The following is a 20,957-nucleotide window of genomic DNA, read 5'->3' as shown; positions in this document are numbered from 1 at the left end:
TGCCCGCAGCGGTGCCTTCGGGGACGTGTGTGAACAGGAGGTTGGAGCAGGGTGCACGATCACAGAATGTATGCAACCCATTGGCGGAGATCGCGTCAAGCGACCGGAGGCAGTGGCGATCATGCCACTGCCTCCGGGGGCCGAACGGGTGAGGTGACGACCGGTCAGACGGCGCTTCCGGTCCCGAGACCGCCGCCCACCGCCGCCGGGTTGAGCTCCTCCAGGTCCTCGGCGCCGAGCACCGCGCCGGTGCCGCGCTTGCTGCGCCGCAGCCGGCCCTCCAGCCAGCTCGCGAAGGAGGTCAGGGCGAAGTTCAGGACGATGTAGACGACCGCCACGACGACGAAGCTGGCGATGACGTTGGCGTAGTTGGCCGCGAGGGTGCCGCGCTCGCTGAGCAGTTCCGCGTAGCCCAGCATCACACCGCCCAGCGCGGTGTCCTTCACGATGACCACGAGCTGGCTGACGATGGCGGGCAGCATGGTGGTGACCGCCTGCGGGAGCAGGATGCTGGTCATCGTCTGCCCCTTGCGCAGACCGATCGCGTACGCGGCCTCGGTCTGTCCCTTCGGCAGGGCGAGGATGCCGGCCCGGACGACCTCGGCGAGGACCGAGGCGTTGTAGAGCACGAGTCCGGTGACGACCGCGTAGAAGGGCCGTTCGTCGCTGGTGACCTGCGTGTACCGGCTGAAGAACTCGTTGGCGAACAGCATCAGCAGCAGGACCGGGATGGCCCGGAAGAACTCGACGACCACACTCGCCACGGCCCGCACCCAGCGGTGGTCGGACAGGCGGGCTATGCCGAAGACCGCGCCGAGCGGCAGCGCGATGACCATGGCCAGCGCCGCCGCCTTCAGGGTGTTGACGAGCCCGGGCAGGAGGTACGTCGTCCACGCCTGGGACGTGGTGAACGGCTGCCAGAGCGCCCAGCGGAGCTGGTTCTTGTCGTCCAGCACCCGCCAGACCCACCAGAGCAGCACGGCGAGCAGGACGAAGAAGACCACGGAGACCAGTACGTTGCGCCGTTTGGCGCGGGGCCCCGGAGTGTCGTAGAGGACGGAACTCATCGCTTCACCGCCAGTCGCTTGCCGAGCCAGCCCAGCACCAGGCCCATGGGCAGGGTCAGGATCACGAAGCCGAGCGCGAAGACCGCGCCGATCGCCAGCGTCTGGGCCTCGTTCTCGATCATCGTCTTCATCAGGGTCGCGGCCTCGGCGACGCCGATGGCGGCCGCGACGGTGGTGTTCTTCGTCAGGGCGATCAGGACGTTGGCCAGCGGTCCGATCACCGCGCGGAACGCCTGCGGCAGCACGATCAGGCGCAGGGTCTGGGTGAAGTTCAGCCCGATCGCGCGGGCCGCCTCCGCCTGGCCCAGCGGCACCGTGTTGATGCCGGAGCGGATCGCCTCGCAGACGAACGCGGCGGTGTAGCCGATCAGGCCGAGGACCGCCAGGCGGAAGCCCTGGACCTTGAAGTCGGAGGCGCCCATCGTCACCCGGAAGATGTCGGCGAGACCCAGCGAGGTGAAGAGGATGATGATCGTCAGCGGGATGTTCCGGACGATGTTCACGTAGACCGTGCCGAACCCGCGCATGAGCGGGACCGGGCTGACTCGCATCGCCGCCAGCAGGGTGCCCCAGACCAGGGAGCCGACGGCGGAGAGGAGGGTGAGCTGCACCGTCGTCCAGAACGCCCCTAGGACGTCATAACCTTGAAGAAAGTCGAACACGATCTCCCGCGCTTCCGGGTGTGTGGCGTACGTGGAGGGCGGGGCGCGCCGCCGCCGGAGCGGCGGCGCACCGCGGGAACCCTGCGTCACCCGCCGGAGTGAGCGCCGGCGGAGTCACGCGTTACTTGACGATCTGGCCGATCTTCGGGGCCTGCTCGTTCTTGTAGTCGGCCGGACCGAAGTTCTTGTCGACGGCCTTCTGCCAGGACTTGTCGCTGACCATCTTCTCCAGCGCCTTGTTGATCTTGCCCTCGGTCGCGGTGTCGCCCTTCTTGACACCGATGCCGTAGTTCTCGTTGCTCAGCTTCAGGCCGGCGAGCTTGAACTGGCCCTTGTACTTGTCCTGCGCCGCGAAGCCCGCGAGGATCGAGTCGTCGGTGGTCACCGCGTCCACCGCGCCGCTCTGCAGGCTGGCGATGCACTCGGAGTAGGTGCTGTTCTCCTTCAGGTTCGCCTTCGGGGCGATCGTCTTCTGGACGTTCTGCGCGGAGGTCGAACCGGTCACGGAGCACAGGTTCTTGCCGTTGAGGTCCGTGCCCTTGGCGATCTTCGAGTCGGCCTTGACCAGCAGGTCCTGGTGGGCCAGCAGGTACGGGCCGGCGAAGTCGACCTTCTGCTTGCGCTCGTCGGTGATCGAGTACGTCGCGGCGATGAACTTCACGTCACCGCGGGCCAGCGCGTTCTCCCGGTCGGCGCTCTTGGTCTCCACCCACTGGATCTCGTTCGGCTTGTAGCCGAGCTCCTTGGCGACGTAGGTGGCGACGTCCACGTCGAAGCCGGAGAAGGAACCGTCCGGCTCCTTCAGGCCCAGGCCGGGCTGGTCGTACTTGATGCCGATCTTGATCTTCTTGCCGCCGCCCGAACCGCTGTCCGAGCTGCCGCCGCACGCGGTGGCGCCCACGGCGAGGGCGAGTACGGCGGCCGAGGCGGCGGTGACCTTGCGGAGCTTCATGGTGAACATCCTTTGCGTGGTGGGAGAACGGGGCCGGTGAGGGACGGGCGGCCCCGGAACGTCGGAGCGCCGGGGCTCCGCGCGGTCAGTGGTGCAGGATCTTCGACAGGAAGTCCTTGGCCCGGTCGCTGCGCGGTGCGCTGAAGAACTGGTCGGGCGCGGCCTGCTCGACGATGCGGCCGTCCGCCATGAAGACCACCCGGTTGGCGGCGGAGCGCGCGAAGCCCATCTCGTGGGTGACGACGATCATCGTCATGCCCTCGCGCGCGAGCTGCTGCATGACCTCGAGGACCTCGTTGATCATCTCGGGGTCGAGGGCCGAGGTCGGCTCGTCGAAGAGCATGACCTTCGGGCCCATCGCCAGCGCCCGGGCGATGGCGACGCGCTGCTGCTGGCCGCCGGAGAGCTGCGCGGGGTACTTGTCGGCCTGGGTGCCCACCCCGACCCGGTCGAGCAGCGCGCGGGCCTTCTCCTCGGCCTGCTTCTTGTCCGCCTTGCGGACCTTGATCTGGCCCAGCATCACGTTCTCGAGCACGGTCTTGTGCGCGAAGAGGTTGAAGGACTGGAAGACCATGCCGACGTCGGCGCGCAGCCGGGCCAGCTCCCTGCCCTCGTGGGGAAGCGGCTTCCCGTCGATGGTGATGGTGCCGGAGTCGACGGTCTCCAGCCGGTTGATGGTGCGGCACAGGGTCGACTTCCCGGACCCGGAGGGCCCGATGACCACGACGACCTCGCCGCGGGCGATCGTCAGGTCGATGTCCTGGAGCACATGCAACGCGCCGAAGTGCTTGTTGACGCTCTTCAGGACGACCAGTTCGCCGGTCGCGGCCACGTCTTCCTTGGCCACCGATACTTCGGTCATCGCTCTCGGGCTCCGTCCTCCTCGGTTTCGGTGGACAGTAGTGAGCGCCCGTGACCAGCGTCATCACATCTGAGGGGAATCTGAGCATCACGATCCGATAGCAATCGGACACATGTCGTAGCACTTGCGTCGCGTGCCACGTATCGGGCGCATAACGGAAGCGCCAGGCAACCGGATGCCCCTTGACGCCGTCCTTGTCCATCGGCGTGACTTCATCCTGCACGCGCGCGTGCACGGGAGATACCGGCCGAACGAGAACGACGACCGTACGACCACTGAACCGGAGGGGGCGGCGATGAGACTGCTGCTCGTCGAGGACGACAACCACGTCGCCGCGGCCCTGTCCGCCGTCCTCGCGCGGCACGGATTCGACGTCACCCACGCGCGCAGCGGCGAGGAGGCGCTCCAGGCGCTCGTCCCCGAGAGCGACGGTTTCGGGGTGGTCCTGCTCGACCTGGGCCTGCCCGACCAGGACGGCTACGAGGTCTGCGGCAAGATCCGCAAGCGCACCAGCACCCCGGTGATCATGGTGACCGCCCGCGCCGACGTCCGCTCCCGCATCCACGGGCTGAACCTGGGCGCCGACGACTACGTCGTGAAGCCGTACGACACCGGTGAACTGCTCGCCCGGATCCACGCGGTCAGCCGGCGCACCGTGCACGAGGAGCCCGCCCCGGACGCCGGCCACGCGCTCCGGCTCGGGTCCGTGCACATCGAACTGCCCACCCGCCAGGTCAGCGTGGACGGTTCGGTGGTCCAGCTGACGCGCAAGGAGTTCGACCTGCTCGCCCTGCTCGCGCAGCGGCCCGGCGTGGTCTTCCGGCGAGAACAGATCATCAGCGAGGTCTGGCGCACGAGCTGGGAGGGGACCGGCCGCACCCTGGAGGTGCACGTCGCCTCCCTGCGCGCCAAACTGCGCATGCCCGCGCTGATCGAGACCGTACGAGGCGTCGGCTACCGGCTCGTCGCCCCGGCCGCGTAGCGGGGACAGGTGCGCACCCGGCTGCTGCCGCTGCTCATCGTCCTGATGGCGGCCGTGCTCCTCGCCCTCGGCGTGCCGCTCGCGGTCAGCCTGGCCGCCGCCCAGCAGCAGAAGGTCGTCGTCGACCGGATCGACGACACCGCGCGCTTCGCCGCGCTCGCCCAGTTCGTCACCGACGTGCCGACCGCGTCCCGGCCGTCCACCACGGACGAGCGCAGGCAGACCCTGCGCCGCGAACTCGACAGCTACCACGGCGTCTACGGCATCCGCGCCGGTGTCTTCTACAGCAACGACGCCGCCATGGCCAACGCACCCGGCGACTGGCTCGTACCGCGGACGGGGGAGGTGCGGGAGGCCTTCGACGAGGCGCTGCTCAGCCGCCGCAGCCACGACCCGCAGCAGGTGTGGCCCTGGCAGCGCGGCCGGCTGGTGGTCGCCTCACCGGTGATCCGGGACGGGGACGTGGTGGCGGTCGTGGTCACCGACTCGCCCACCGGGCAACTGCGCTCGCGCATCCTGCGCGGCTGGCTGGTCATCGGGGCCGGCGAGGCCGCCGCGATGCTGCTCGCCGTCGGCGCCGCGCTGCGGCTGACCGGCTGGGTGCTCAGACCGGTGCGCGTGCTGGACGCCACCACGCACGACATCGCCACCGGGCGGCTGAAGTCCCGGGTCGCGGTCGGCGGCGGACCGCCCGAACTCAGGCGGCTGGCACGGTCGTTCAACGAGATGGCGGACAACGTCGAGGACGTCCTGGAGCAGCAGCGCGCCTTCGTCGCCGACGCCTCGCACCAGTTGCGCAACCCGCTGTCGGCGCTGCTGCTGCGCATCGAACTGCTCGCCCTCGAACTCCCGGAGGGCAACGCGGAGATCGCCTCGGTCCGCACCGAGGGCAAGCGCCTCGCACAGGTGCTGGACGACCTGCTCGACCTGGCGCTGGCCGAACACGCCGAGGCCGACCTCCGGCTGACCGACATCGGCGCGCTCGCCGGGGAGCGGGTGGCGGCCTGGGCGCCGGCCGCGGACGCCAAGGGCGTCCACCTCACCGGCGACTGCCCGCCCACGACCGGCTGGGCCGACCCGATCGCCCTGTCCAGCGCGCTGGACGCGCTGATCGACAACGCCGTGAAGTTCACGCCCGAGGACGGCGCGGTCGAGGTCGCGGTGGCCTTCGACGCCGACAGCACGACGGTCCGGGTCAGCGACACCGGGCCCGGCCTCACCGACGAGGAACTCGCGCGCGTGGGCGACCGCTTCTGGCGCAGCGGCCGCCACCAGAACGTCAAGGGCTCGGGACTCGGCCTGTCCATCTCCCGTGCCCTGCTCTCGGCGGGCGGCGGATCGATCGGCTACGCGCACCACGAGCCGCGCGGTCTCACGGTCACCGTGACGGTGCCGCGGCACGCCGAGCCGCGCTAGACACCGCCCCGGGCGGCCGGGTCCCGGTTCGCGGGCGAGTGCCCGTCACGAAGGCGTCCGCCACGAAGGCGCCCGTCACGAAGGCGTCCGCCACCAAGGCGTCCGTCACGAAGGCGCCCGCGACGAAGGCGCCCGCTACGGCTTGACCGACCGGTAGTAGCGCCGGGCGCCCTGCTGCAGGGGCAGCGGGTCGGTGTAGATCGCGGTGCGCAGGTCGACGAGCTGCGCGGAGTGGACGTGGGCGCCGATGTCGTCCCGGCTCTTGATCACCGTGCGGGTGACCCACTCGGTCAGCCGGGGATCCACGTCCGTGCGGGTCATCAGCACGTTGGACACCGCGATCGTGGCCACCGTCGAGCCGTGCTGCACGCGCGCGTACGCCGACTCGGGGATGTTGGTGGCCCGGTAGTACCGTCCGGCCTCCTCGCCCGCGTGCAGCTTGGCGACCAGCTCGCCGTCGATCGGCACGAACTTGAAGGCGCCCTTCCTGGCCAGTCCCTCCAGGCCCTTCGTGGGCAGCCCGCCCGACCAGAAGAACGCGTCGATCCTGCTCTGGGCGAGGCGGGCCGGCCCGGTGTCTATGCCTTCCGACACCGGGGTGATGTCCTTGTGCGGGTCGATGCCGGCGGCCTCGAGCACCCGGTCGGCGATCAGCCGCACCCCGGAGTTCGGCAGGCCGGTCGCCACCCGCTTGTTCCGCAGGTCGGCGACGCTCTCCACGTCGGAGTCGCGGGGCACGATGAGCTGCACGTAGTCGTCGTACAGGCGGGCCACTCCGCGCAGCCGGCCGGCCGCCTCCGGGTGCCGCTGCTCGTAGGTCGCCACCGCGTCGGCCGCCGCGATCGTGAAGTCGGCGTGCCCGTCGGCCAGCCGCTGGACGTTCTCCTGCGAACCGGCGCTGTTCAGCAGCTTCACCTTCAGGCCCGGCATGTCCTTGCCCATCTCGGTGCGCAGCCGCTTGCCGTACTCCTCGTAGACCCCGCGGGACGTGCCGGTGCTGAAGACGATCGTCCCGCTCGGCGGCTTCTCGCCCAGCGGCAGCAGCCACCACAGCAGCAGCCCGAGGACCACGGCGCCGGCGGCCGCGCCCTGCAGCGCCCGGCGCCTGCTGATACGGGGGAACACCTTGGACATGCGGGCGATCCTGCCAGCCGCCCGCGGGGCTGACCAGGGCCGGGGTCACCACAGGGTGCGACGGCGGCACAGCCGGGCTGTCGGTGGCGGCCGTTAGAGTCGCCGCATGAGCACATCGCCCGCCCGACTCGTCCGCGAATTCCACCTCGCCTTCGGCCTCGACGCGCACGGCACGCCCACCGAGGTGGCGCCCGAACTGGCCGCGCACCGCGGGGATCTGCTCGCCGAGGAGGCCGCGGAGGTGGCCGAGGTCTCGGTCGGGGGCCCGCTGGACCGGCTCGCGCACGAACTGGCCGACGTGGTGTACGTGGCGTACGGCACCGCGCTGGTGCACGGCATCGACCTCGACGACGTGATCGCCGAGATCCACCGCGCCAACATGAGCAAGCTGGGCCCCGGCGGCCAGGTCGCCCGGCGTGCCGACGGCAAGGTCCTCAAGGGGGAGCACTACCGGGCGCCGGACGTGGCGGCCGTACTGCGCCGGCAGGGCTGGAGACCGGACGGCGCAGCCTGACACCGGCCGCACGGCCCCCCTCCTGGGCGGCGGCCCGGACGGCGCCGCCTGACGCCGGCCGTACGGCCACCTCCCCGTACGGCCGCCCGGAACGCGGGCGGGCCCCCGCCGCTCCGGAAGGGGAGCGGCGGGGGCCCGTCGCGGTGGCGCCGTGGGCGCTCGGGTCAGCGCAGGGCGCCGACCTCCGTCGCCGACAGCGCGCGGGGGTAGACGTGGACGTCCGCGACGGAGCCGGGGAACGCCATGTACGGGGTCGTGGCGGAGGCGCTGTTGACGCAGCCGCCGACGGTCAGGGGCAGGGAGGAGTCGTACTGCGGGCTCAGGTTCTTGGCCGTGCCCATCAGGGAGCCGTTCTGGTAGAGCGCCATGGTCCCGGTGTCGGCGTCCCCGGCGACCGGGGCCCGGAACGTGGCGACCAGATGGGTCCAGGTGCCGACCGGACCGGTGTTGTTGTCTCCTTCCGCCGTCGGGAAGTCGGCGTTGTCGTCGTTGGTGGTCGTGGTCTGGAACATCCAGGCGCCGCTGGGTCTGTCGTAGGAGAGGTAGAAGGACTGGTGCTCCGTGGTGCCCTGGCAGACCGCGGTGGTGCCCAGGGCGGAGTTGATCTTCACCCAGGCCGACACCGTGTAGTCCCCGAGGGTGTTCACGGCGCTCTGCCTGCTCTTGAGGAACCCGGTGCTGCCGTCGAAGGCGACGCTGCCGGACAGCCCGCTGGGCGCGTCGGTGCCGAAGCTGACGCCGCCGGACGGGGTGAGCGGGTTCAGGGCCGCGCTGTCGGCGCCGTCCGAGCCGAGCTTCCAGTCGTCCTCGGGCATGCCCTTGTCCCAGCCGGCCGGGACGATCACGCTGTTCGCACCGGCCTCGCCGGGCGCCATCGCGTAGGGGTAGACCTGCACGTCCGCGACGGAACCGGGGAAGGCGTTGTACGGCGACGTCGCGTCGGGGCTGTTGACGCAGCCGCCGATGGTCAGCGGCATGGACGAGTCGTACTGCGGGGTGAGGTTGGTGGCCGTCCCCATCAGCGTGCCGTTCTGGTAGATCGACATCAGGCCGGTGCCGGCGTCGCCGTCCACGGGAGCGGTGTAGGTGACCAGGAGGTGCGTCCAGGTGCCCAGGGCGCCGGTGCCGGTGTCGCCCTCCGCGGTGGGGAAGTCGGCGCTGTCGTCGTTGGTGGTCGTGGTCTGGAACATCCAGCCCTTGTTGCCCCGGTCGTAGCCGATGTAGAAGGCCTGGTGCTGGCTGGTGCCCTCGCAGATGGCGGTGGCCGGGTTGTCCGCCGAGTCCAGCTTCACCCACGCGGAGAGGGTGTAGTCGGCGAGGGTGTCGACCGCGGTGTGGTCGCTCGCCAGGAAGCCGGTGCTGCCGTCGAAGGAGGTGGCGCCCGCCGGGGCGTTGACCGCGTCCGGCCCGGCCGCGTTGAAGGTGGCGCCCCCGACCGCGGTGAACGGGTTGTCCCCGCGTGCGTCGCTGCCGTCGGCGGACAGGTCCCACTGGTTGTCGGGAGTGTCGCTGCCGGTGGCCTCGGGGACGATCAGGTTCGGCGCGATGGCGACGACCTGGGTGTTGGTGTCGTTGACGTAGCGGGCAGCGAGGTCGCCGTAGTACGCGTCGGACGGGTTGCCGCCGGAGAGGTCGGCCGCCTTGACGGTCGACGAGGTGGCCGTGCCGTCCGTGGAGACCGCCGCGGCGAAGTCGATCACCTGGGTGGGGAAGTTGTCCAGCAGGTAGCCGTTGACCTGCTCGCGCGCCGACTCCTGCGTCGCCGTGCCCGGGTGGGCGGCGGTGAACGGCGCGATGGTGGTCAGGTAGACGGTGATGTTGGAGTTCTGCGTCACCGGCTGCCCGTTGACGTACGCCTGGCTGTCGTCGGTGTAGTACGAGCCGATCTGGCTGTTGAGCGAGGCCAGCCCGTTCTCCACCTTGGTGGCGCAGGTGTTGGCGTCGCCGGTGCAGTTGAGCAGGTCGGCGGCGCCGGTGGAGACGAGCACCGTGCGCACGTTGCCCTGGGCCAGCACGTTGCGGTCCAGCGGGTTGAGCGCGTTGGTGGGAGCGTCGGCGTTGGTGATCTGCGGCAGCAGGTTGCTGCTCAGGCTGGTGCTGTTGGTGCCCGCGTTGAGCACGCCGTAGTCGACGGCGCCGTCCCCGTTGGGGTCGTTCACGATGGCGCCGGTGATGGCGTCGCCGAGGTGGTGCCGGCCGTCGCCGCTCGCGGTGTCACCGTTGACGCTCTGGTCGCCGTAGAGGACCAGGGAGCCGGTCGGCGCGGAGGCCGGCGTGGTGACGTCGATGCCCGCCAGGTAGGGCAGACCCGTGTACGTGGTCGCGGTGTACTTCGTGGCCGCGGTGTCAGCGGTGCGGTTGGCCGCGTCGCTGACCCACACCGGGGTCCGGGCCAGGCCGTGCCCGGGCATGGCGGACACCGAGCCGTGCACCTGCAGGCTGACCAGCACGGTCGCCTGCTGGGCCACGGCCAGCGTCACGGGGTCGCTGGTGACGTCGCCGCCGGCCGGGACGGTGACGGAGGCGGAGCCGCCCGCGAAGGTCAGCGGCACCGGCGCCGCCGCCGTCGTGGCGCCGCCCGCGGTCGCGTCCTGCAGGGCGACGGAGGCCGCGTCGAAGGTCACCGGTGCGGTGCCCATGGCGTTGGAGAGGTGGACGCGCACCCCGTTGCCGTCGTCGGTGCCGATGCTGACCTGGGCCGGCATGCGCAGCGTCTGTCCGCTGACGGTGGCGGTGGCGCCGCTCGTCAGCTGCACCTTGGCCGTGTCCTGGACGGAGGAGAAGGTGCCGACCCAGTGCTGGGAGCCGTTGCCGGTCAGGGGCCGCACGCCGATGCCGAGCACGTGCAGGGTGGGCTGGCCGGACTGGACGCCGTTGGTGAACAGCGGCAGGGAGACGCTGCTGACGACCGAGCCGGGGCAGGCCAGCGGGACGCTGACGGCGTAGATCTTCGGCCCCGGGCTCGGGCTGGTCTGGGTGTTGTTGCTGTGGTTCTGGTGAACGAGGGTCAGCGTGGCCGCGGAGGTGGGCCCGCTCATCCAGTCGGGCACGGTGTCCAGCGTGTACGACTGGTCGGCCGGGTTGCCGTCGGGGTCGAGGCAGTTGCCCTTGCCGTAGGTGACGGTGCCGGTGGCGCCCTTGGCCGCGCCGCCGGTGGCGAAGGCGAGGAAGACCAGCGCGTCACCGGTGTTGACCACGCCGCTGCCGGGCACGGTGACGGTCTGGCCGGAGGCCAGCATGTTGTCGTAGCTGCCGGTGCCGAACTTGGGCAGCGTGATGGTGGCGCCGTCGACGGTCACCTGCTTGCCGCTCTGCCAGCCCGCCGTGGCGGTCAGGTCGGCGGAGTTGATGCTGTTGCCGGAGCCGTCGGCGTCGGCCGCGCTGGTCGTCGTGGTGAAGGTGCTGGTCGCGGTGTTGTTCAGGCAGCTCGAGGTGCTGTTGACCGGGCAGGTCAGCGCGGGTGCGAGGCGCAGCACGTCGAGGCCCGCCTGGTAGCCGGACGAGCTGGGGTTCTTCCCGGTCAGGGTGAGCGTCAGGGTGTGCGCGCCCTGCTTGAGGGTGAGCAGCTGGCCGTTCGTGTCCTTCGGGATGCCCAGGTTCACGAACCGGGTCGTCACATAGGAGTTGTAGGCGTCGAAACCGCTGATCAGAGTGGACTCGGTGGGCTTGCCCGCGTCCAGGACCAGGCGGTAGATGCCGTAGTCCTTGGCCTTGGTCAGATTGACCCCGAAGCTCCAGGGGCCGTCCTTGGGGATGTCGAAGCCGAACGTGGCGCTGTCACCGGAGACGACCTTCGTCGTGCTCTTGTTGGCGAGCATGGCCTGGTAGCCGTCGGCGAACTCGTACCCGCTGCCGGCCGCCTGGCTGATCAGCTGACCGCCCTTGGAGGCGGTCGTCGCCTTGGGCACGGCGGTGGTGGTGCCGTCGGTGTTGGTCGCCGTCCAGCCGGCGATCATCTTGTCGCCGTAGGCGTACGTCGGGGTGCTGGTCCCGGCGTAGAAGGCGTAGGACGTCTGGGTGATCGACGTCGAGCCGGCCTGGTCGACGGCCTTGGCGTACAGGGTGTGCGGGCCCGCGGTGCCGGGGGCGAAGGCGGGGGAGGCGCTGCCGTTGACGACCGCGGTGCCGGTGCCGGGCCCGTTGTCGGAGGTGACGTAGTACACCTTGCCCGGCGTGATCTTCGTGCCCGTGGTCCAGTGGGTGGCGCCGCTGCTGTACACCGTGCTGCCGAGCGTGGCGTCCAGGCAGAAGAGGTAGCCGGTGACGTTGTTGGTGTGGTTGTTGCTGAGCGTGAAGGTGCCCTTGTCCCCGAACGCGGAGCCGATCTGCTTGGCCGGGAACTGGCTGGAGGTCACCGTGGGCGCGGGCGGCGCGCTGGTGTCCACCGTGAACGTCTGCGTCTTGGTCCAGATGCCGGAGCCGGCGCCGGCCCAGTAACCGGCCGCGTTCTGCGCGGTGGCCTTCCAGGTGTAGGTGCCGTCGGGAAGGCTCGGGGTGGTCCAGTCGCTGCCGTTGGTGTTGTACCGGGCGCGCTTCCTGGAGTCGAGGTTGGGACCGAAGCCCTGGTGGATCAGGGTGCCGGAGGAGTTGAAGACGTTGTAGTCGATGCGCACCAGCTCGCTGCCGCCGGCCAGGTCGGGGTCGACCGCCCGCGCGGACAGCGTCGGGGTGTGGGTGGTGGTCATCGTCTTGCCCGAGCTGACGATGGAGGGCTTGATGGCCGGGGTGCCGGTGCCGTTCTTCAGCTTCGGGCGGTAGCTGTAGGTGACCGACATGGTGGCGCCGCCGCCGTAGGCGAGCTGCTTCCACTGGGTGGCGTCGTTCATGTCGGGCGACTGGACCATCAGCGTCATGCTCTTCCAGCCGCCGGCCGCCGCGCTCTTCGCCCGTGAGGTCACGTCGAACTCGAGCGAGGGCGGGCTCACCCAGGAGTGCGCGCCGTCGGTGACCGGGCAGGTGCCGGCCTCGTGGCTCACCGGGTTGCTGCCCAGCGAGCCGGTGCGCCCCCCGGGTTCGTGCCCCCAGTACAGCGAGGAGGAGCTCCACCCGGCGGGCCGGTCGGTGCCGTAGACGGCGGCCGGGGTGTCGGCACAGGAGGCGGCGGAGAGCTGCTTCACGTACAGCGAGGCCTTGGTGACCACCGCGCCTTTGATGCCGCTGGTGTTCATCTGGTAGTAGGTCCGGGCCCGCTCGCCGTTGCCGGGGTAGGAGTTGTCCCATCCCTCACGGGCGTTGGTCGAACCCGACGTCGAGGTGGAGTTGTAGACGTTCCACCCGTTGTCGGAGATCCGCGCCCAGTCGAGCTGCGAGGGCCGGCCGCTCCACTCCGGGTCCACGTACACCGGGTAGGCGGTGCTTCCGGCGTCGAGCATCTTCTCGTCCAGGCCCAGCAGTTGCTTGCCGGACTTCAGGCTCACCCGCACCTGGGCGCGGTGCCTGCCGACCCGCGCCGCGGCCTTGTGCTCGGCGCCGGCCGAGGAGAACGCCGCGCCACCGGCCCGCCGGCCGGCGCTGTCCCACATCAGCGCGGTGTCGCTGTGGAAGACCGTGCGGCCGGTGCGCCTGTCCGTGGCCTGCGCACCGCCGTCGCGGGTGGACACCAGCTTCAGACGGGCCGAGGTGGTGTTCAGCGCGAGGTGCCGCAGACGCGGATCGGCTGCTGCCTTGCGGGTCTTGACGACCAGGACCGAGGAGTAGCCGGAGGCGTCCGCGGTGAGCTGGAGGTCGACCTGCGGCAGGACGTCCGGGTAGGTGGCGGTGTCTCCCGAGATCACCGGCCGGGGCAGCCTGCCGGGCCAGGAGAAGCCCAGCCTGTCGCCGTCGCTGCGCATCGTGACCAGCGCGCGGGAACCGCCGCCGGAGAAGGACACGTCGGTCACGGCGGCCTTGGGCGCCCAGGTGCCGTCGGCCCGCCGCACCAGCGTGGTGTCGATCGGCACCCACTTGCCGTGCTGCCGGGTGCGCTGCGGCATCGAGGAGTCGGTGCGGGTGAAGGTGCCGTCCGGGTTGGCCACCACCGTCGTGCCGACGTCGGTGAGCTGGTCGACCGTCACCGGCTTGCCGGAGGCCTTGGCGCGCGCGGACGCGGACTCGGTGGCGTTGAAGCGGCGGGCGGCGGACCCGGAACGCGTGCTGTGCGACTTCTGGGACGGCCGGCCGGGGGCGGCGGGCGCCGCGTGGGCCGTCACCGTGGCGGTCAGCGATCCGGCCGCGAGGGCCGCGACCACGGCGACGGCCAGTGGTCTGGAGGCCGGGCGTCTGGACGCGCGCATGGGTGTGCGAAAGGCGGACATCGACGTTGGGATCCTTCGCAGGTATCGGGCGGTCCCCCCGTGGGTCCGCGCCGCTGTGCATTCTGCGGGCCTGACTGAACGGAATCCATCAATGCGTGACCGCGAAGTACCGCTCCGTAGTCCGCTTTTGGCGTATGCGGTACGGCTTGGGTTCCAACTCCCGCGATTCCTTGGCTATTTCACAAGAATCACTTTGCCTTCACAGATCACCCCAGGCCCTAGCGTGACTCGTCGCGGGGGGCGTGACCGACGTGTGCCCCCGTTTTGGCGTGCACGTGAACTCGCCTTTTCCTGACGCGAGTCGTGTGCCCTGCTTGGGGGAGGGATCCCACACGATGGTGCGGACAACGGGGTGGAGACGCGGCCGGACGGCTTCCCGCACTCGAAGACCTCGCCGTACGGTCTTCGCCGCGGTCGGCGCCCTGCTGGTGACGGGACTGCTGCCGGCGGGGACGGCCACCGCGGCCTCCGCGGCCGAACGCCACGTCTCGGCTCCCGCGGCCCCGCACGACAAGTCGATCCCCTTCACCCACAGAACGCCGAAGCGCGGCGCCGGGCACAAGGGCTTCAAGCACTTCGACCCCACCGGGCACACCAAGCTGCCGGCGCCGGGCAGCGCGGAGGTCACCGTGCCCGTAGCGGCCGCCTCCACGCGGCCGGCCGCCGACGCCACCCAGGTACGGGCCGGAAAGACGCCGGTTCTGCTCGGCGCCGGCGCCGCCGTGCGGCCCCAGGCGGCCGCCGTCAAGCGCACACAGCGCCTGCGGGTGACCGTGCTGGACCAGAAGAGCGCACGCGCCGCGGGCGTCCACGGCCTGCTCTTCACCCTGCGGCGCACCGGCCCCGGCAGCGGCAAGGTCGCACTGCGGGTGGACGACTCCTCCTTCCGCTACGCCTTCGGCGGTGACTTCGCCTCCCGCCTGCACCTGGTCGAGCTGCCCCAGTGCGCGCTGACCACACCGAAGCTGGCCAGGTGCCAGACCCAGTCCCCGGTGCGCACCGCGCCCGGCACACCGCTGTCCGCACAGGTCGGGGTGCCGGGCGTCGGCACCGGCGGCACGGCGCGCGGCAGCGGGGCGACGGCGGCGTCCGGCGCGATGACGGTCCTGGCGGCCGCCGCCGACACGTCGGGTTCGTCGGGCGACTACTCCGCCACGAGCCTGTCACCCGCGGGCACCTGGTCGACGTCCGGCAACACCGGCGCGTTCACCTACAGCTACCCGATCACGGTGCCCGCCGCGATCGCCGGCGTCACCCCGCAGGTGAGCCTGTCGTACGACTCCTCCAGCCAGGACGCACGGACCGAGGGCACGAACAACCAGTCCTCGTGGCTGGGCGACGGCTGGTCCTCGACGGAGAACTTCATCGAGCGCACGTACAAACCGTGCAACGACGACTCCTCCTCCGGAGCGCCCAAGAACGACGGCGACCAGTGCTGGGCGGGCCAGATCCTGACCCTGTCGATGAACGGGAAGTCGACCCAGATCGTCTACGACGACGACACCAAGACCTTCCGCCCGGTCCAGGACGACGCCACCACCAAGGTGGAGGACCTGACGGGCACCACGAACGGCACCGACAACGGGGAGTACTTCAGGGTCACCGAGGGCGGTGTCCAGTACTACTTCGGGTACAACCGCCTGCCGGGCTGGTCCTCCGGCAAGGAGGAGACCAAGTCGGCCTGGACGGTGCCCGTCTACAAAGCGCACGGCGGTGTGCCGGCGTGCCCCGACGGCACCGACTTCGCCTCCAGCTCCTGCACGCTGGGCTACCGGTTCAACCTCGACTACGCGGTCGACACGCACGGCAACGCCTCCGCCTGGTACTACAAGCCGGAGACGGGCTACTACGGCGCGGACATGAAGGACACCGCGGTCTCGTACACCCGTGGCGGCACGCTGTCCCGGATCGACTACGGCATGACGTCCTCGACGGTCCTCTCGGGCACGGCCCCGGAACAGATCCTCTTCGACACCGCCGAGCGCTGCATCCCCGGCACCCCCACAGGCAACACCTGCGCGGACAGCCAGTTCACCACCGCCAACGCCGCCTACTGGCCCGATGTGCCGGTCGACCTGAACTGCACCTCCGGCTCGACCTGCACCACGCACAGCCCGAGCTTCTGGTCGCGCAAGCGCCTGACCGCCGTCACCACACAGATCCAGACCGGCGGCGCGACCAAGCAGGTCGACAAGTACAGCTTCACCCAGTCCTTCCCCGACGGCGGGGACCACGCCCCCACCCTGTGGCTCGACTCGGTCAAGCGCACCGGTCTCGACACCCTGGGCGGCGCCTCGGACAGCACGTCCACCCCGGCGGTGAGCTTCGACCCGCCGCTGCAACTGCCCAACCGCGTGGGCACGATCCCGCAGATGCCGCTGATGTACCACGACCGCATCCAGACGGTCACCAGCGAGACCGGCGCCGAGACCACCGTCTCCTACGACCGGCCCGACTGCTCCAGCGCCCCGGCCAGCGATCCGAACGACCCCACGGACACGGCGGCCAGGACGTTCGCCTCGACCAACACGCTGTCCTGCTTCCCGGTGTACTGGACCCCGTACGGGCAGCCCGCGCCGTGGATGGACTGGTTCTACAAGTACAAGGTCTCCTCGGTCGTCACCACCGACCCGCACAACTCCTACCAGGACGGCACCCAGCCCGAGCTGGAGACGGACTACGCCTACAAGGGCAAGCCGGGCTGGCACTACGACGACAACGAGGTCGTCAAGGCCAAGAACCGCACCTGGGGCCAGTTCCGGGGCTACCCGGAGGTGGACGTCACCACCGGTGACCCCAACGTCTTCCACTACACCGACGGCGTGAAGGTCCACGACCAGAAGACGCTCACGAAGACCTACTACCTCCTGGGCATGAACGGCGACACGCTGCCCGGCGGCAAGACCCGCTCGGTGCCGGATGTGACCAGCCAGGACGGCGCGACCTCGGTCACCGACGACGACGCTCTGGCGGGCGAGGTCTTCGAGACCGACACCTACACCGCCTCGGGCGGCAGCCTGGACAAGGCAGTCGTGAACGTGCCCAGGGTCATCGGACCGACGGCCGGCCGCAAACGCAGCGGCCTGCCCGACCTGACCGCCCAGATGGTCCGCCCGGCCAAGTCGCTCACCCGCCAGGCCGTGTCGTACGGCTGGCGCAAGACCGAGACGGACACCTTCTACGACACCACCCTGGGCAAGCCGACCACCGGCCTGCCCGTGCAGGTCGACGACCGGGGCGAGACCGCGGACAGCGACAACGTCGCCAAGTGCACCTACACCCGCTACCTGTCCAACAGCAAGCCGCTGCTGACCCTGGCGGCCGAGACCATCACCACGGCCCAGGACTGCTCCGCGGCCGGTGCCACCCCAGGCGGCACGCTGATCTCCGACACCCGCACCTCCTTCGACGGCAACCCCTTCGCCTACGACGGCGACGGCCAGCAGAACCCGGCACTGCCCGACCACGGCGACCCCACCCTGGTGCGCAAGGCCTCCGCATCGAGCGGCGCCACCGCCACCGCCTTCGTCGACGAGACCGCCACCGGCTACGACTCGTACGGTCGCGCCACGACGGTCACCCGCACCCCCAAGTCCACCTCGCCCGACGGCAAGAGCCTCGCGCAGACCGTCACCACGGCCTTCAGCCCGAGCAGCGGCGCCCTGCCCACCGGCACCGTCACGGCCACCCAGGTGACGCCCGGCTCGGCCTGCACCACCAGCAGCACCAGCTCCAAGGACTGCCACGTCACCAGCACCACGCTGGACCCCGCCCGGGCCCTGCCGGTGGCCAAGACGGACGAGGCGAACCTGCTCACCTCGCTCACCTACGACGCGCTCGGCCGCCTGACGGCCGTGTGGCTGCCCAACGAGATCAAGGCCAACAGCGCGCCGGCGAACATGACGTACGGCTACCAGCTGTCCCAGACCGGGCCCTCCGTCATCACCGAGAAGTCGCTGCTGGACGACGGAAGTTACAAGTCCAGCGTCACTCTGCACGACGCGCTGCTGCGCACGCTGCAGACCCAGGACACCGCCGAGAACGGCACGGCCACCGTGTCCGACACCCAGTACGACTCGCACGGCTGGACGGTCGTCACCAACAACGCCTACAACGTCGGCGGCAACCCCGGCAGCAGCCTGATCTCGGTCTCCCAGGTCTCCATCCCGGACACCACGGTCACCGACCACGACGGGCAGGGCCGCGCCGACCTGGTCACCGAGGAGCACGACGGCGCGAAGACCTGGACCACCACCACCGCCTACACCGGGGACCGCACCACCGTCCTGCCGCCCAAGGGCGGCGTGGCCACGACCACGGTCACCAACGCCCGCGGCCAGAAGACCGAGCTGGACCAGTACACCGCCGTCCCGGCCGTCTCCGGGTCCGCCGCCTCCGGCTTCACCACCACCGGCGGCACCCCCTCGGCCACCACCTACGGCTACGACGCCGCCGGTCAGCAGAACCGGGTCACCGGGCCGGACAAGGCGGTCTGGAAGTTCGGCTACGACCTGCTGGGCCGCAAGACCTCCCAGTCCGACCCCGACGCGGGCCCGAGCAAGTACGGCTTCGACGACGCCGGCGACCTCGTCTCCACCACCGACGCGCGCAACGTCGAACTCGACTACACCTACGACCTGCTGGGCCGCAAGCTCACCGGCTCCGACAAGGCCAAGTCGGACTTCCAGTTCGCCTCCTGGACGTACGACACCCTGCGCGTCGGCAAGCTCACCTCCTCGACCCGGTACGTCCAGGGCACGACCGGCGGATACACCGTGGCCACCACCGGCTACACCAGCCTCGGCAAGTCCACCGGAGCGAAGATCACCCTGCCGTCGTCCGAGGCGCCGCTGCCTTCGACGTACACCACGACGTACACGTACACCACCAACGACCAGCTCCTGAAGACCCAGACCGACCCCCGCACCCAGGGACTGAACAGCGAGGTCATCACCTACGGCCGCGACGCCCTGGGCAGCCCGACCACCACGGCCAGCAGCGCCTTCTCCTACGTCAGCGCGACCACGTACACCAACTACGGCGAGCCGTCCCAGCTCACGCTGGGCGCCTCCACCAACCCGGCCTGGACCACCTACGGCTACGACGACCAGACCCGCCGCCCGACGAGCCGCGTCGTCTCGCGGACCCAGGCGCCCGGGCCCACGGTCGACGACACCGGGTACGCCTACGACGACGCCGGCAACCCGACCTCCATCACCGACCGGCAGTCGGAGACCGGCAACACCGTCACCGACCAGCAGTGCTTCGCCTACGACACGCTGAACCGGCTGGCCTCGGCCTGGACGGCGACCGACAAGTGCGCGGCCGCCCCGCCCACCGGTTCGACCCTGTCCACCACCGCCGGCTCCTACTGGCAGTCCTACAGCTACGACGCGGTCGGCGACCGGCTCCAGACGGTCGATCACGCCGTCGGGCAGGGCGGCACCACCACCACGACCGGCTACACCAACGGCTGCACCGCCAACTGCAACTCCACCGGCGTCCAGCCGCACACCCTGACCGACACCACCGGCGGCACCGACCCGACCCACTTCGTCTACGACACCGCGGGCAACCTGCTCACCCGCACACCGGCCGGGAGCCCGTCCCAGAGCCTGACCTGGGACGACGAAGGACACCTGGCCGAGGTCGACACAGGCGGCTCCAGCCCGAAGGCGACCACGTACCTCTACGACGCCGACGGCAACCAGCTCATCCGCCGCGACCCCGGGCAGACGACCCTGTTCGCCGGCGACACCGAGATCGTCGTCAACACCGGCGTCACCCCGAACGTCCTGCTCGGCGCCGTGCGGTCCTACACCCACGGCGGCGGCACCGGACAGCCCGTCGCGGTCCGCTCCAGCCTGTCGGGCGGCGGACTGAAGTACCTCTTCGCCGACGCCCACGGCACCGCGACCCTCGCCATGGACGCCACCACGCAGGCCGTCGCCCGCCGGCAGTACACCCCCTACGGCCAGACACGGGGCAGTGCCAACAGCACGTCCTGGCCCGACCCGACCCGCTCCTACCTGGGCAAGCCACAGGACACGAGCACCGGGTACACCGACGTCGGCGCCCGCAAGTACGACGCCTCCCTCGGCCGGTTCATCAGCGCCGACCCGGTCTTCGAGGCCGACAGCCCGCAGGAGCTCGGCGGCTACACCTACGCCGGCGACAACCCCGTGACCTCCGAGGACCCGACCGGCCTGGAGAGCTGCTACCCGCACTACTGCTCCGGGACGAACGGCACGTACGGCACCTACCACTCGGAGAACGACCCGGCCTCGCCGGACTACAAGGGGAGCTCGCACTACAGCGAGACGCACGGCAGCGACAACAGCACCGCCACCTCCGTGCTCGTCAACGGCACGGTGGGCGGCGTCCACGCCGGCACGAACCTGGTCAAGATGCTCACCACGGCGGAGCGGAACGCCGGGTGGCTGCGCAACTGGGCCGCCACCCAGGGCTGGGTCCTGAACCCGAACACCCCGGTGGAGAAGTGGGGTTACTACAAGGCCGATGGCGACTTCGTCTGGATGCTCCAGCTCAAGTTCCAGGGGAGCACCACAGCGGGACTGCACGCCGGCAGCACCCAGCCGCGCGTCTCCGCCCGGCTCGACCTGAAGGGCAAGTACACCAACCCGTTCACCGGCCAGGAGGGAGCTAAGGGCGACGCGCTTCTCGGGTCCAGCGATCCCAACGCCAACCTCTCGCACATCCCGCTCGACGAGCCCTGGGTGAAACCAGGCAGCCTCGACCTGCTGAAGTCCGGGGTCCGGGTCGGCGGCAAGCTCATGGTCGGAGCGGCGGTGGCCTACGACGTCTACGACGTCGCGACCGCGCCGAGCGACCAGAAGGTCAGCACGGCCACGCGCGATGCGGCAGGCCTCGCGGGAGGCCTGGCCGGCGCGGCCTACGGAGCCGAGACCGGGGCGGCCATAGGTTTCGCGTTCGGCCCGGCCGGCAGCGTGGTCGGCGGTGTGGTCGGCGGACTGGTCGGCGGCGTGATCGGCAGCGGCGTCGGTGAGAGCATCGCCGACGGAATCAAGGATCTCTTCTGAGAGGAGCGACAACG

General features: G+C 70.5%; 10 protein-coding genes. 4 read left to right on the top strand and 6 right to left on the bottom strand.

Translation table 11 applies throughout. The features are described 5' to 3' along the window. Window positions 1-164 precede the first annotated feature (164 nt). The 4 genes from TNCT1_RS27230 to TNCT1_RS27215 form a co-directional block, all read right to left on the bottom strand. Window positions 165-1,067 (bottom strand): amino acid ABC transporter permease, encoded by a 903-nt coding sequence (locus TNCT1_RS27230; RefSeq protein ID WP_143636984.1) that lies wholly within the window; start codon window positions 1,065-1,067, stop codon window positions 165-167. Further along, window positions 1,064-1,729, bottom strand: a complete 666-nt coding sequence (locus TNCT1_RS27225) for an amino acid ABC transporter permease (RefSeq protein ID WP_143636981.1) — start codon at window positions 1,727-1,729, stop codon at window positions 1,064-1,066. The genes TNCT1_RS27230 and TNCT1_RS27225 overlap by 4 nt, the downstream gene beginning before the upstream one ends. Before the next feature lie 121 nt (window positions 1,730-1,850). Then, a complete protein-coding gene (locus tag TNCT1_RS27220; protein WP_143636978.1) occupies window positions 1,851-2,681 on the bottom strand; it encodes a glutamate ABC transporter substrate-binding protein in 831 nt (276 codons plus the stop codon). Window positions 2,682-2,766: 85 nt separating this feature from the next. Beyond that, window positions 2,767-3,543, bottom strand: a complete 777-nt coding sequence (locus TNCT1_RS27215) for an amino acid ABC transporter ATP-binding protein (protein WP_143636975.1) — start codon at window positions 3,541-3,543, stop codon at window positions 2,767-2,769. 295 nt (window positions 3,544-3,838) lie between these two features. On the opposite strand from TNCT1_RS27215, the gene TNCT1_RS27210 reads away from it, so the two are divergent. Both TNCT1_RS27210 and TNCT1_RS27205 read left to right on the top strand, forming a co-directional pair. Continuing rightward, entirely contained in the window at window positions 3,839-4,525 is a 687-nt protein-coding gene (locus tag TNCT1_RS27210) for a response regulator transcription factor (protein WP_143636972.1), read from the top strand. Between the two features lie 9 nt (window positions 4,526-4,534). Further along, complete coding sequence (locus TNCT1_RS27205; RefSeq protein WP_143636969.1) at window positions 4,535-5,941, top strand: HAMP domain-containing sensor histidine kinase; 1,407 nt, start codon at window positions 4,535-4,537, stop codon at window positions 5,939-5,941. Between the two features lie 135 nt (window positions 5,942-6,076). On the opposite strand, the gene TNCT1_RS27200 is transcribed toward TNCT1_RS27205, so the two are convergent. Further along, on the bottom strand, window positions 6,077-7,075 hold the full coding sequence (locus TNCT1_RS27200) for a TAXI family TRAP transporter solute-binding subunit (RefSeq protein WP_143636966.1): 999 nt from the start codon (window positions 7,073-7,075) through the stop codon (window positions 6,077-6,079). 106 nt (window positions 7,076-7,181) lie between these two features. Between TNCT1_RS27200 and TNCT1_RS27195 the strand changes: the two genes are divergently transcribed. Then, window positions 7,182-7,589, top strand: coding sequence for a MazG nucleotide pyrophosphohydrolase domain-containing protein (locus TNCT1_RS27195; protein ID WP_143636963.1), 408 nt, complete (start codon window positions 7,182-7,184; stop codon window positions 7,587-7,589). A gap of 164 nt (window positions 7,590-7,753) precedes the next feature. On the opposite strand, the gene TNCT1_RS36440 is transcribed toward TNCT1_RS27195, so the two are convergent. Next, window positions 7,754-13,882: a LamG-like jellyroll fold domain-containing protein gene (locus TNCT1_RS36440; RefSeq protein ID WP_235902921.1), complete on the bottom strand. Its 6,129-nt coding sequence runs from the start codon at window positions 13,880-13,882 to the stop codon at window positions 7,754-7,756. Between the two features lie 335 nt (window positions 13,883-14,217). Here TNCT1_RS36440 and TNCT1_RS27185 point away from each other — a divergent pair, with 335 nt between their 5' ends. After that, on the top strand, window positions 14,218-20,943 hold the full coding sequence (locus TNCT1_RS27185; RefSeq protein WP_143636959.1) for an RHS repeat domain-containing protein: 6,726 nt from the start codon (window positions 14,218-14,220) through the stop codon (window positions 20,941-20,943). Window positions 20,944-20,957: the final 14 nt, after the last annotated feature.

This window comes from Streptomyces sp. 1-11, from assembly GCF_007176755.1.
Taxonomy (GTDB): Bacteria; Actinomycetota; Actinomycetes; order Streptomycetales; family Streptomycetaceae; genus Streptomyces.
This window is presented reverse-complemented; position numbering and strand designations above follow the sequence as displayed.